This window comes from Chelatococcus composti (assembly GCF_014201415.1).
Taxonomy (GTDB): domain Bacteria; phylum Pseudomonadota; class Alphaproteobacteria; order Rhizobiales; family Beijerinckiaceae; genus Chelatococcus_A; species Chelatococcus_A composti.
Genome location: NZ_JACHEH010000007.1, coordinates 39320 through 53061 on the forward strand (window position 1 = coordinate 39320; position 13742 = coordinate 53061).

Sequence of the window (13742 nt, forward strand, 5' to 3'; positions counted from 1 at the left end):
CGCGCGCCGCACCAGGCGGCCCGCCCCGGCGGGCCGCCTTTTCGCGTCCGGTGTTTGCCTCCCGACGGTGCGCGTCTAGGATCGCGTCTAGGATGTGGGCAGCTTGCCGCTGGCGGGGACGAGCGATGGCGCGGGCGAGCTTGAGCGAGCGTGTGACGCAGGGCAGGGGCGCGGCCGCGGCGGATGTCGTCGTGCGCGACGTCCGGCTGCTCGATTTTGTGACGGGCGATCTCGTCGCGACGGACATCGCGCTATGCGGCGACACCATCGTTGGCACGTATGACCGCTACGAGGGGCGCGAGACCATCGATGGCGGCGGGCGTATCGCTGTGCCGGGTTTCATCGACACCCATTGCCATGTCGAATCGTCGCTGGTGACGCCGCAGGAGTTCGAACGCTGCGTCCTGCCCCATGGCGTGACGACCGCGATCTGCGATCCGCACGAGATGGCGAACGTGCTCGGGGCCGCAGCCTTCGACTTCTTCCTCGCCTCGTCCGAGCGCATGGTGATGGACCTCTTCGTGCAGCTGTCGAGCTGCGTGCCGGCGACGGCGCTCGAGACGTCCGGCGCGAGGCTCGATGCCGACGACCTTCTGCCCTACCTGGCCCATCACAAGGTCATCGGGCTCGCCGAGTTCATGAACTTTCCCGGCGTCCTCGCGCTCGATGCCGCCTGCGTCGCGAAGCTGCAGGCCTTCGCCAACAGCCATATCGACGGCCACGCCCCGCTGCTGAGGGGCAAGGATCTCAACGGCTATTGCGCCGCCGGCATCCGTACCGAGCACGAGGCGACGAGCGCGGAGGAGGCGCTCGAGAAGATCCGCAAGGGCATGACGGTGCTCATCCGCGAGGGCTCGGTGTCGAAGGACCTGCACGCCCTCGCGCCGCTGCTCACGCTCACAACCTCGCCCTTCCTTGCCTTTTGCACCGACGACCGCAACCCGCTCGACATTGCGGAGGAAGGGCACATCGACTTCCTCATCCGCACCGCCATCGCCCTCGGCGCGCCGCCGCTCGCCGCCTATCGCTCCGCCTCGCTGACGGCTGCAACCGCGTTCGGTCTGTTCGACCGCGGCATGATCGCGCCCGGCAAGCGGGCCGACATCGTCCTCCTCGACCATCTGGAGGAATGCCAGGTGTCGGACGTCATCGTCGGCGGGCGGCTGCTGCGGCCAGATCTGTTTGCGCAGCGTGAGCCCGTGGCGCTCATCGGCCTCGCCAGCATGAAGGCGCGCGAGGTCTCGGCAGCTGATTTCGCCATCCCCGGCGCGGCGGGCGAGCAGCCCGTCATCGGTGTCATCCCCGGCAAGATCATCACGGAAAAGCTGAGCCGTCCCGTGCCTGCGCGCGACGGCGCCCTCGTCGCCGATCCGGCGTCGGATATCGCCAAGGTCGCGGTCGTCGCCCGCCACGGGCACAATGACAACATCGGGCGCGGCTTCGTCTCGGGCTTCGGCATGCAGCGCGGGGCCATCGCCTCGTCCGTCGGGCACGACAGCCACAATATCTGCGTCGTCGGAGTCGACGACGCGGACATGGCGCTCGCCGTCAACCGCCTCGGCGCCATCGGTGGCGGCTTCGTCGTCGTCGAGGGCGGGGTGGTCCGGGCGGAACTGCCCCTGCCGGTCGCGGGCCTGATGAGCGACAGGCCCTATGAGGAGGTCCATGCCGGCCTCGGCCCGCTGCACACGGCGGCCCGTGGGCTTGGCGTGACGTTGCCCGAGCCCTTCCTGCAGGTGGCGTTTCTGCCGCTGCCGGTGATCCCGCATCTCAAGATCAGCGACTTCGGCCTCGTGGACGTTGACCGCATGCAACTCGTCGCGCACCAGGTCGAGCAGCCGGTGGTTCAGTGGTAGGGATCGGCCGCGTCGCGTAGCCCGTCGCCCATGAAGTTGAAGGCGAGGACGACGACGATGACGGGGGCGATGGGCCACAGCAGCCAGGGATAGAGGTTCACTGCCGCCAGGTTCTGCGCCTCGTTGAGCAGCACGCCCCAGCTCGTGATCGGCGGCCTCAGGCCGAGCCCGAGGAAGGACAGGGCCGTCTCGCCGAGGATCATTGAGGGAATCGACAGCGTCGCCGAGGCGATGAGGTGGCTCATGAAGTTCGGGATGAGGTGCCGGCCAATGATGCGCGCCCGCGAGGCGCCCATGAGCTCCGCCGCCTTGACGAAATCCTCCTCCCGGAGGGCGAGCAGCTTGGAGCGCACCGCCCGCGCCAGGCCCGGCCAGTCGAGCAGGCCGAGGATGATGGTGATGCCGAAGAAGACGAGCACGGGGCTCCAGTTCGGCGGCAGGGCGGCCGACAGGGCCAGCCACAGGGGCAGCTCCGGCAGCGAGCGAAGGATCTCGATGAGACGCTGGATGGCGTTGTCCACCCATCCGCCCAGATAGCCGGCGATGCCGCCGAAGAACAGGCCGAGCGCGAAGGACACGGCAATGCCCACGATGCCGATGGTGAGCGAGATACGCGCCCCGTAGACGATGCGCGAGAAGATGTCTCGCCCCAGCCGGTCGGTGCCGAGCAGGAAGAACGTGCCGCCCTCGGGCGGGCACACGAGGTGGAAGCGCGTCTCGAACAGCCCCCAGAAACGATAGGGCTCGCCGGCGCAGAAGAAGCGCAGCGGCTGCGGGCGGCTGGTGTCGACCTCGTAGTCGCGCGTGAAGGTCTCGAGGTTGAAGCGGAAGCTGTAGGGATAGACGAAGGGGCCGACGAACGAGCCTTCGTGGAACAGATGCACTGGCTGCGGAGGCGCGTAGAGGAAATCGCCGTTGCGCTGGGCCTGCCCGTAGGGCGCGATCACCTCGACGAAGGGAATGGCCGCATAGAGCACGACGAGGATGAAGGCCGAAACGACGGCCAGTTTGTTGCGGCGGAACTTCCACCAGATGAGCGTGAGCGAGGAGGCGCGGAAGAAGCGCTCGTCCTCACGGCCGCCGGGCTCGCTTGCGCCAGGGTCGAAGGGCGCCTTGTCGACGAAGTGTGCGCTGCGGCGCCGGGAGGGCATCTGGCTCACGTTCGTCATCTCAGCGTTGCCCCAGCCGGATGCGCGGGTCGAGCCACGCCAGCAGCAGGTCGGAGATCAGCATGCCGACGACCGTGAGCACCGCGACGAACATGAGAATGAAGCCGGCGAGGAACTGGTCCTGCGACTTGAGAGCCGCAAGGAGGATGGGGCCCACGGTCGGCAGGCTGAGCACGAGCGACACCAGCACCGAGCCCGAGACGAGGTTGGGCAGCAGGTTGCCGATGTCGGCGATGAAGGGGTTGAGGGCCATGCGGAACGGATATTTGAGCAGCGCCCGCGTCTGCGGCATGCCCTTGGCCTTGGCCGTGACGTAGTACTGCTTCGACAGCTCGTCGAGCAGATTGGCGCGCATGCGCCGGATCATCGCCGCCGTGCCCGACAGGCCGATGACGATGGTCGGCACGATAAGGTGCTGCAGCAGGGAGCCCACCTTGGCGAGGCTCCACGGCTCGTTCGCATATTCGGGATCGAACAGGCCGCCGATGGAAATGCCGAACCAGTGGTTCATGTAGTAGAGCAACACGAGCGCCAGGAGGAAGTTGGGCGTCGCAAGGCCGATGTAGCCGACGAAGGTGGCGAGGTAGTCACCGATCGAGTATTGGCGCGTCGCCGAATAGATGGCGATGGGAATGGCCACGACGTGCAGGAAGACGACCGTGGTGAGGTTGACGAGCAGCGTCAGCCACAGCGCGTCGCCGACGACCTCGTTGACCGGCCGGTCGTACTCAAACGACCAGCCCCAGTCGCCCTGCAGCAGGCCGGAGAAGCCGTTGGGGCCCGGCCATACGCCGATCCAGACGAGGTACTGCTCGAGGACCGGCCGGTCGAGGCCGTATTGCTTGATGAGGAACTCGGCCTTGGCCGTTGCCGCTGCGTCGCCCTGGGCACGCAGCTCGGCGATCTGGTTGGTCAGGAAGTCGCCGGGTGGCAGCTTGATGATGAGGAAGACGAGAAGGCTGATGACGGCGAGCGTCAGCGCCATGGTGACGAGCCGTCGAGCGACGAAACCGATCATTGCGCAGCCGCCACGCGCCGGTCGGCGCGGTCCCAGAACATTTCGTCGATGCGGTAGATGCCGAGGAGGGCGGTCGGCTCCCAGCTGTAGAGCGCCTTGTCCGGGAAGTTGGCGAGGCCGTCACGCAGCACGATGGGCTGCAGCGCACCGGCCACCGTGCCGATCGTCCACTGGTTCTCGGCGTGCAGCATGAGCATTCGCTTCCAGATGCGCTCCTGCTCGGCCTCGTCCGTCGTGCCCAGCCACTGCCGGTAGAGGGCGAGCAGCTCCTTCGGCTTCTCCATGTCGCAGGCTTCGCCGACCTTGCCGTGCGTTTCCACATACTGGCCCCACTTGGGCCAGGAGAGGTGATACTGGCTGATGGGGGCGAGCTCGCCGGGCGGCATCGCCGCCGTGGGGATGGCATTGTCGAGGCCTGGGCCGGCAGTCATCACCGGCAGGCCGGAATAGGCGCGGTTGCGCAGCACCGTCCTGTCCTGCGGCTTGATGAAGAGCTTGATGCCGATCTCGCGCCAGAACTCGCCGATGAGCTGGAGGGTGTCGACGAGCATCGTCATGTCGCCCTCCACCTCGACGACGATCTCGAGCTGGCGCCCATCCGGCAGCAGCCGCACGCCGGAGCTGTCGCGCCGGTCGAGCCCGATCTCGTCCAGCAGCCGGTTGGCCTCGCCGGGATCATAGGTGCCGTAGAGCTTCCGGAACGGCTCCTCAAACAGGCGCGAGCCCTCGCGGACGGTGTTGTTGCCCTCCATGCCGAGGCCGAAGAACAGGGCGTTGTTGATGGTGCGTCGGTCGATGCCGAGGGAGAGCGCCCGGCGAAAGCGCTCGTCGCGGTTGAGCTTGCGCCACTCCGCGTCGGTCGTGGTGAGGTTGGGATAGAGCGTCACCTCCGAGCCGCGGGCGATGGGCCACAGCAGGGTGCGGTAGCCCTTCGCCTTCTCGCCCTGCTTGAGCACGGGGATGTCGGCCATGGTCAGGCCGCGCGCCAGGAGGTCGGCCTCGCCGGCATTCGCCTTGGCGGCGAGCAGCCCGCTCGAGGCGATGTCGACGTAGACCTTGTCGATGTAGGGGAGCTGCTGCCCGGCGGTGTCGATGCGGTGGTAGTAGGGATTGCGAACGAAGACGAAGCGGCTCGACGGGCCTGCGGTGACGACGCGCCAGGGGTCGAGGGTCGGCAGCTCGGGGTTGGAGAAGTCCGGCATCGCGTCGACGCGGTTGTGCAGCGCGGCCCAGGATTTGAGCTTCTGCCGCGCGGCGGCCTGCGCCAGCGACTGGGGGTCGGTGTAGCGCGCGTGAAAGCGCTTCAGGAAATGCGCCGGCCGGTAGATGTGCGGGGCGAGCGGCTTGGCCAGCGTGGGCAGGAAGAGGGGGTTTGGCTTCGACCACGTATAGCGCACGGTGGTCTCGTCCAGTACCTCGAAGGTCGGCAGCTCGTTGTCGACGAGCATGAAATCGGGCGGCCCCGCCGGCATGAGGTGGCGGTTGAGCGCGACATCCTCCCACCAGTAGCGGAAGTCCTCGGCGGTGAAGGGGTGCCCGTCCGACCAGCGGTGCCCCTTGCGCAGGTGCAGCGTGAAGCGGCGCCCTTCCTCCACGTCGTAGGAGGCAAGGATGTCCGGCACGAGATTGAGGTTCTCATCGTAGCCGACGAGCCGGGCATAGGCCATGACGGACAGGTAGCGGATGTCACGCGCTCTGGCGGCCAGCGTCCTGATCGAGCCGCCCTGCCGTCCCGTGACGCGGCCGTGTGCCTCGAGATCGACCACCAGCGGCTCCTGTGGCACCCGCTCGGCAATCGGAGGCAGCTGGCCGCTGCCGACCACCTCGGCAAAGAACGGTGTCTCCTTGAGGGCCGGCATCGCTTCCGCGGCTCCGGGGCCGGCAACGAGGGCCGCGAGGCAGAACAGGAGACCCGCCGTCGCACGGCGCAGGGAGACGGTCGGAAGGCAACGCGCCGTCATGCTGCGATCCTCGCGCCGGCGTCGGTCACGCGCACGAGGTGGCCGGGCTCGACCTCCACCATCTCGCCGGGGGTGTCCGCCGTCAGCCGGTAGGGCACAGGCCAGTCGGCGGGATTGGAGAAGCGGTCGCTGCGCAGCTTGGCGAAGTCGAGCGGACGGTCGAGGTCCGGGCTCGGCACCGCCGCCAGCAGCGCCTGCGTGTAGGGATGTAGCGGCCGCCTGAAGAGCAGCTGCTTGGGCGCCTGCTCCACGATGCGGCCGCGGCACATCACGGCGATGTCGTCGGCGATGTAGTCGACGACCGCGAGATTGTGCGAGACGAAGAGGTAGGAGAGGCCGAGCGCCGCCTGCAGGTCCTTGAGCAGGTTGAGGATCTGCGCCTGCACCGACACGTCGAGCGCCGACACTGGCTCGTCGCACAGCAGCACGCGCGGCGACAGCGCCAGTGCCCGCGCGATGCCGAGGCGCTGGCGCTGGCCGCCGGAGAAGGAGTGCGGATAGCGGCGCAGGTGGTGCTTTTCCAGGCCCACGAGCGAGATCAGCATCTTCGCCTTGGCGAAATGTTCGTCGGGCGTGCCGATGCCGTGGATGACGAGCGGCTCGGTCAGGATCTCGTACACCGTCATGCGCGGGTTGAGCGAGGAGAACGGATCCTGGAAGACGAACTGCACCGCCCGGCGATAGGCGAAGAGATCGTCGCCCGACAGCGCGTGCACGTCGCGCGGGCCGTCCCCGTCGTCGAAGAGGACGCGCCCCTCGTCGGGCGCGAGGGCGCGCATGATCATCTTCGAGAGGGTCGTCTTGCCGCAGCCGGATTCGCCGACGAGGCCCAGCGTCGTGCCGGGCGTCAGCTTGAGGCTGACGCGGTTGACGGCGTGCACCTTGCGCGTCTCGCCCGAGAACCAGCCGGCGCGCATGGTGTAGGTCTTCGACACGTCCTCGACCGAGAGCACCGGCCCCCGCGGCACCGGGCGCACGGGGCAGGCAGCGGCTGCGGCGGCGATGATCTCGCCGCTCGCCACCTCGCGCAGCGGCGTCAGCCGCTCGCCGGGCGCCATGTTGAAGCGTGGCACCGCGCGCATCAGCGCCTTGAGATAGGGGTGCTGCGGGTTGCGAAAGAGCTCGTCGCGCGGCCCGGATTCGACGATGCGGCCGCGGTACATGACCACCACCTCGTCAGCCACGTTGGCGACTACGCCAAGATCGTGGGTGATCATCAGCACGGCCATGCCCGTCTCGGCCTGCAGCTCACGGATGAGGTCGAGGATCTGCGCCTGGGTCGTCACGTCGAGCGCCGTCGTCGGCTCGTCGGCGATGAGCAGGGCGGGCTTGCAGATGAGCGCCATGGCGATCATCGCCCGCTGGCGCATGCCGCCGGACAGCTCGAAGGGGTAGGTGACGAAGGTGCGCTTGGGATCGGGGAAGCCAACGCGGGCGAAGACGCGTTCCGCTTCGGCGCGCGCCTCCTGCGGGGTGACCTTGCAGTGCAGCTGCAGGGCCTCCGTCACCTGGTCACCCACCGTGTGCAGGGGCGACAGCGATGTCATCGGCTCCTGGAAGATCATGGCGATGCGCCCGCCGCGCAGGGCGCGCATCGCCTCGCTGCCGGGGGGAAGCTGCGCGATGTCGACAGGGACACCGCCGGCTTCGTCAAAGAGGATGCTGCCAGCCGCAATCCGCCCCTTCTTGGGCAGGATGCGCATGATCGCCTGGGCAGTGACCGACTTGCCCGAGCCCGATTCCCCGACGAGGGCGACCGTGCTTCCGGAGGGAATGTCGAACGAGACGCCGCCGAGCGCTCGGAAAACACCGCCCCCGTCGCCAGCAAACTCGACAGCGAGGTCGCGGATGCTGAGCAATATGTGGTTGGCGCGCTCTTGTGCCGGCGTCAACGCCACTCTCCCGATGCCCCCTGGGAAGTTCCAACACTAAAGCGCTACGCCCAAAAGTTAAAATGACTTTCTTCGGTCACCCCTCGGCTGATGGCAAACGAAAGTGCCGGCAGGCCACTCATGGCCGGAGGGCGCGGCCCTCCCGCGTGCCGGCGAAGATCTCGCGGGCCGAAAGCGGGGTGAGGGCGCCGCTGCTCCCCAGAACGGTGAGGAGCCGTTCGCAATACTGCCAGACGGCCTCGTCGTGCACGAGGTGATGGGTGAGGAGGCCGATCGGCTCGTCCGCGTCGGCGAGACCGCCTACGCGCCGCAGGATGGCCTGTGCGAGCCCTGCGAGCAGGCGAGCCGGATCGACGAGGCTGCGGGTGCCACGCCAGTCGATTGGGTCGACGTGGGTGTTGACGAGCGGCAGGCCGGCCATGTCGGCCGCCGTCCGGTCGCCGAAGAGTGAAAGCCCACTATAGCCTGCACGGGCTAGGGCAGGGGCGATATCCGGGGTGCACCGGTTCCAGGGTGGCACGAAGGCGGGCACCAGCTTGTCGCCGAAGAGCGCCTGGCCCAGCATCAGGCCGCTGCGCAGGTCGCGCGTCAGCTCCGTCGGGTCGCGGTGGGGCCCAAACTCGGCCTTCTTCTCGTCAGCCGGGGCGTGATTGGCGTGGGCGAAGCCGTGTACCAGCACCTGCGCGTGCGGCACTGTGGCGAGCCGCACCGCAAGGTCGTTACCCGTCCGCGACGGGATGGCGGCGATCGCCACCGGCACGCCGGTGCGTTCGGAGAGTGCGAGCAGCCTGTCGAGGGCCGGCGTCGTATGTGTCGCGTCGTCGTCGCGCCACCACAGGCCGAGCCGCCGGCCGCTGCGGGCGAGCATGTCGAGCGCCTCCTCGAGCGCGGCCCAGCCGCGCGCCTCACCATCGGTGCCGGCGCGGAGGGGCGCGAGTGGCGCTGCTGCCGGCCGGGGACGCGCGCAGAGCTCCTCGATGATCGCCGTCGTCCGTTCCACACCGTCGAGCGCGACGGCGAACGCTTCCGGCCGCGGCCGCGACAACGCGCGGCCAATGGCCTCGGCCAGCAGCGGGCCGTCGAGCGCCGCCTGGGGCACCACCTCTGCGAGACCGGAGGCGGCGAGATGCTCGGCACGCTGGCGCTGCTCGGTCTCGTTGCCTTCCTCGAAGGGCACGAGCACAGCCCGTGCCCGCGTGCGGATGAGATCCGTCACGGTGTTGTAGCCCGCGAGGCTTACCGAGACGGCGCAGCGCGCGAGCAGGGCCCGGAAGTCAGGGCGCGCCCGCTCGACGGTGCAGTTGACCGGGGCGGCCGCCGCGAGCTCGTTGAACAATTCTGCATCCACTCCCTGGCCGACGAGCAGGTGAAAGGGACGTTCTGGCATGAGACCGGCAGCCGCGATGGCCGCCCGGTAGAGCGGCATGGCGGCTGCGCTGGCGCCGCCTGAGACGAGGACGAAGTCGCCCCGCGGCGCGTCGTCCGGCTCGGCCTGCTGCGGGCGGTCGGCCCCTTCGTCCACATAACCGGTGTAGTGGAGGAGCGATTGCAGTGCAGTGCTCACCGGCCATGAAGCCGACAGCGGCAGCACCGCTTCGTCTCCGTGTACGAGGATGCCGTCATAGGCCGACAGAAGCCGCGCCTCCGCCTCTGCAACCCGCTCGGCGCGCGCGGGCGCCACCAGCACGTCGCGCACCGAGGCGAGCAGGATCGAGGCAGGCTTCAGCGCGCGGGCGGCTTGAATCAATGTGATGAATTCCGCAGCCAACATCCTGCGGCCGAAGGGAAAAAGCTCGGTGATCACCGCATCGGGTCGGCCCTCCCTCACGGCGCGGGCGAGGAGATCTGCCCGCTCCTGGAGCAGTGCGGGCGAGGCCTGCTTGCCGTCGGCGTCGAGAAGGGTGCGGAAGTCGACGCCGTTCGAGCGCAGCGGCGGCAGTTGCAGCAGCTCCACGCCGTCGAGCCGCACCAGCGGCGCGGGCATGCCGCCGGAGGCGAGGGTGACGCGATGGCCGGCGCGCGCGAGGCCACGGGCGAGCGCTGCCATGCGCGTGAGATGCCCGGCGCCGAGCAGGTGGGTGACGGCGATGAGAATGTGACGCTTCAAGGCCGAACTCCGATGGCGGACAGGGCGTCTGCGAGGACGGTGGCGGCGCGTTCGAGCGAGCGCTCGCCGTGGACGAAGCGGCTTGCCGCGGCTGCCATGTGCCGCCGCCGCACGTCATCCCCGAGGAGGCCGACGATGGCCGTCGCGAAGGCCGCCGCGTCGCGCGCCGGGGTGAGGACGCCCGTCTCCCCGTGGCGAACAACGCTCGCAACGCCGCCTTCGTCGCCTGCGACGACTGGACAACCCTCGGCCTGCGCCTCGAGAAACACCATGCCATAGGCCTCGTTGACTGCTGGCCAGACGAAGAGATCGGCCTCGGCATAGAAATGGGAGAGGATGTTCCTGTCGTCCACGCGCCCGGCAAGGCGCACCCGCTCGCCGAAGGGAGCGAACAGCGCCTCGACCTCGGTCCGTGCCGGGCCATCGCCGACGATGGTGAGCTGCCACGGCAGCCCGGCGAGCCTGCCGAGCGCCTCCGCCAGCAGGCGGTAGCTGGCCAGCTTGTCGCCCGGCCGCATCATTGCCACGGTGAGCAGGCGGGCGGGTCGGGCGGCCTTGTCCGCCGGGCCCGCAGCATTGCCTCCTTTGCGCCCGCTTACGTCGAGAAAGGGTGGAAGATCGACGAGATCCTGCCCCGGCTGGCGGGCTGCCTCCAGCGCCGGGCGGTCGTTGTGCGTCATGACGAAGACGAGGCGTGCGGCGTCCAGCGCCCGCTCGGCGCCCTCGTGGCCCACGGCCCACGGTCCGCCGGCGCGTTTGGGTGCGCGCGAGCCCTCCGCAACGACATAGGGGATGCCGAGCGCTGCGGCGACGCGCGGCCCCGTCCAGTCGGGGGCCTTGTAGTAGACGTGGTAGGTGAACCACGCCCGCGGCCGTTGCGCCGGGGCGAGGGCGCCGTAGGCTGCTACGAGCCTTTCCGCCTCGCGCTCTCCCTCGGCGCGCAGCCGTGCTTGAATCGTTTTGTCGCCGGATCCGTCGAACGTCCTGATCCTGCTGGCGATTTCCGGTCGATAGCCGGCCCGTTCCAGCGCCGCGAGGAACAGCCGAGCCATGCGCCGATCGCCGGACGGCGTCGCGTCGTCCGGGGCCTTGAGCGGTGCGTAGAAGGCCAGGGGGCCGCCGCTCACGGCCGTGCCTCCTCCTTCTCGGTCTTGGCGGCGCCCTGGTCGGTCGCCACGCTGAGGCTGGCGCGCAGGAGCGCTGCGATGCGCGCGATGCCGCCGTCGGCGGAGAAGTCGTTCCGCAACCGCTCATAGGCGGCCATGCCGAGCCGGTGGCGCACCTGCGGGTCTCGGGCGAGCAGGTTGAGGGCGTTGGCGAGGCTCTCCCAGTCACCCGGCGGCGTCAGCCAGCCCTCGCGGTCGTGGCGGATGAACTCGGGAATGCCGGAGAAGTCGGTGGCGATGATGGCGAGGCCCTGGCTCGCCGCCTCCATGACAACGTTGGGCAGCCCGTCACGGTCGCCGCTTTTGGCTTCCTTGGCCGGCAGCACGAAAATATCCGCCTCGCGCATGAGGCTGATGACGTCCGGTTGCGCCTTGGCGCCGAGGAAGATGACCTTGTGGCCGATGCCCTTGGCCGCGGCCTGCTGCTTGAGGCTGGCCAGCAGCTCGCCGCTGCCGATGTGTGCGAAGCGCCAGTGCAGCCCCTCCGGCAGCGCGGCGAGGGCGCTGAGCAGGTCGTCGTAACCCTTCTTCGCCACCGCCCGTCCCACGGAGATGATGCGGACAGGATCGGCAGGATCGCTGCCGTCTCGCGGCGGGCGCCCTTTTGGCGGGGCTGGAAAGCGCGAGAGATCAAGCCCGTGGTAGACGAGGCGCACATGCCCGGCGTCCGGCGCCAGGGCGGCGAGGTGGCGGTGCCCCGTCTCGGTGCAGGTGACGCCCCAGGCGCTCTCGGCGATCTTCTCGCGCTTCTCCCACTCCGGCGTCGTCCAGATGTCCTTGGCGTGGGCCGAGAAGCTGAAGGAGAGACCCGTCAGCAGGCTCGTATAGCGCACGACCGAGGCGGGCGTGTGCAGGTAGTGGACATGGAGGTGGCGGATGTCCGGCGGCAGCTCGCGGGCCATGACCAGTGCCTGCCCGAGGCGCCGGCCGCGGTTGGGCGTGAAATCGCGTTTCAGGTCGCGCCAAAAGGCCGACAGGAGCTTGCCGAGCCGCGGATTGCGCAGGGCAGCGAGGGCGCCGCGCAGCACCCGCAGCGGCTCCTGGTAGAGATATTCGGGCAGATAGGTGACGGGCGCCGCGATCTGCCGGTGCATGGGGTGGCTGACGCGCTCTGTCGGGTGGCGCAGGGACCAGATGGCGAGGTCGAGGCCGTTGCGCTCCAGCCCGAGAATTTCCTGGGCGATGAAGGTCTCGGACAGGCGCGGGTAGCCCTTCACCACGATGGCGACGCGCGACGGCGGCGAAGCGCCGCGAGGGGAACCCTGCTTCGTCATATCGCTTATTCGGCGGCCTGGCTCATCGCCCCCGTGCCGCGCTGCGCGAGCCACGAGGAAAAGCGCTGCTGGATGACGTCGAGCCCGTCGAGGAGGCCTGGCACGGTTACTTCCGACGGGCGTTTCTGTTCCGGCAGCCGGTCGATGGCGCGCGCCATCCGCTCGGGGTCGCGCCGGCCGTTCTCATGCACAAGCATGTTGACGAGTCCGAGCCGCTCGGCCTGCACGGCGCGGATATACTGCTCGCGCCGCGGGCTGGTGCGCGGCACGATGAGCGTGGGCTTGTCGAGCGACAGCACCTCGCAGAACGTGTTGTAGCCGCCCATGGCGACGACGGCCGTGGCGCGGCTCATCAGCACTTCAAGCTTGGTGTCGAATGCAATGGCGTCGAGCTTGGGGTTGCGTGCGATGCGTTCCATGAAGCCGCGTCGCGTGTCGCGGTTGATAAAGGGGCCGAAGACGATGACCGCCGGAAGTTCCGGCGGCCTGGAGGTCTCGTAGGCGGAGATCGTCCAGTCGATGAGGTCGTCTCCGTCGCCGCCCCCGCCCGTGGTGACGAGCACGAACGGCCCTTTCGTGATCCTGGGATAGCGCGTCAGGCCGGGCTCCTGCGGCAGGCTGCGGCGCAGGTAGCCGGTGTAGGTGATGCGCCTCGTGATGTCTTCGCCGAGCGGCAGGGCAGCGAGCGGCTCGTAGATCTCGCGCAGGCCGTAGACCCACACCTCATCATAGTAGCGCTCCAGCACCTCGGCAGCGCCCTTGCGCTCCCACTCGGGCACTAGCAGGGCCGGTTCGTCCATCACGTCGCGCACGCCGAGCACGATGCGCGCCCCCGTGCCCTGCAGACGCTCGAGCGCGGGCACGATCTCGCCGCGGAAACCCGTCGGCTCCTTGTCCACGATGACGAGGTCCGGCCGGAAGGTGCGGGCCGTCTGCTCGATGATGGCGCTGCGCAGGCCGATGGCTTCCTCGAGATGCACCTGGAGATTGAGGCTGCGGTAGTCCCCGTCCGGCTGCTTCACGACGCCGGGCACCCGCACGTAGTCGACCCCCGAGCCGAACTCGAAATTGCCGATGACGGGAGAGCCCGAGATGATGACCACCGAAACGCCGGGCCGCTCGGCCACAAGCGCGTTGGCGATGGCGCGCGAACGCCTCAGATGCCCAAGGCCGAACGTATCGTGGCTGTAGATGAGGACACGCGCATGCTGGTCTTGATCGGCATGCGGGCTGTACCCATCTTGCCCGGGGTTCAGCAACAGGGGGCCCATCTCTGCTGCCTTCATCGGCAGCCTCCTG

At 68.9% G+C, this 13742-nt stretch carries 9 protein-coding genes; 1 reads left to right on the plus strand and 8 read right to left on the minus strand.

Annotated features, from left to right (window positions below; translation table 11 throughout):
- Positions 1–125 precede the first annotated feature (125 nt).
- Entirely contained in the window at positions 126–1856 is a 1731-nt protein-coding gene (gene ade / locus HNQ73_RS14785) for an adenine deaminase (protein ID WP_183335657.1), read from the plus strand.
- Here ade and HNQ73_RS14790 read toward each other — a convergent pair.
- The 8 genes from HNQ73_RS14790 to HNQ73_RS14825 all read right to left on the minus strand — a co-directional run bounded on the left by HNQ73_RS14790 (position 1847) and on the right by HNQ73_RS14825 (position 13729).
- Positions 1847–3007: an ABC transporter permease gene (locus HNQ73_RS14790; RefSeq protein ID WP_210305320.1), complete on the minus strand. Its 1161-nt coding sequence runs from the start codon at positions 3005–3007 to the stop codon at positions 1847–1849. The genes ade and HNQ73_RS14790 overlap by 10 nt on opposite strands.
- Before the next feature lie 19 nt (positions 3008–3026).
- A complete protein-coding gene (locus HNQ73_RS14795) occupies positions 3027–4043 on the minus strand; it encodes an ABC transporter permease (RefSeq protein ID WP_183335659.1) in 1017 nt (338 codons plus the stop codon).
- The gene (locus HNQ73_RS14800; RefSeq protein WP_183335660.1) at positions 4040–6004 is read right to left on the minus strand and encodes an ABC transporter substrate-binding protein; all 1965 of its coding nucleotides are present in this window, start codon (positions 6002–6004) and stop codon (positions 4040–4042) included. Before HNQ73_RS14800 ends, HNQ73_RS14795 begins: the two co-directional genes overlap by 4 nt.
- A complete protein-coding gene (locus HNQ73_RS14805) occupies positions 6001–7896 on the minus strand; it encodes an ABC transporter ATP-binding protein (protein WP_183335661.1) in 1896 nt (631 codons plus the stop codon). Before HNQ73_RS14805 ends, HNQ73_RS14800 begins: the two co-directional genes overlap by 4 nt.
- A 118-nt stretch (positions 7897–8014) precedes the next feature.
- Positions 8015–10003: a glycosyltransferase gene (locus HNQ73_RS14810; protein ID WP_183335662.1), complete on the minus strand. Its 1989-nt coding sequence runs from the start codon at positions 10001–10003 to the stop codon at positions 8015–8017.
- The gene (locus HNQ73_RS14815) at positions 10000–11130 is read right to left on the minus strand and encodes a glycosyltransferase family 4 protein (protein ID WP_244650235.1); all 1131 of its coding nucleotides are present in this window, start codon (positions 11128–11130) and stop codon (positions 10000–10002) included. The genes HNQ73_RS14810 and HNQ73_RS14815 overlap by 4 nt, the downstream gene beginning before the upstream one ends.
- Positions 11127–12443 (minus strand): glycosyltransferase family 4 protein, encoded by a 1317-nt coding sequence (locus tag HNQ73_RS14820; RefSeq protein ID WP_183335663.1) that lies wholly within the window; start codon positions 12441–12443, stop codon positions 11127–11129. Before HNQ73_RS14820 ends, HNQ73_RS14815 begins: the two co-directional genes overlap by 4 nt.
- Before the next feature lie 5 nt (positions 12444–12448).
- Entirely contained in the window at positions 12449–13729 is a 1281-nt protein-coding gene (locus HNQ73_RS14825) for a glycosyltransferase family protein (protein WP_183335664.1), read from the minus strand.
- Positions 13730–13742: the final 13 nt, after the last annotated feature.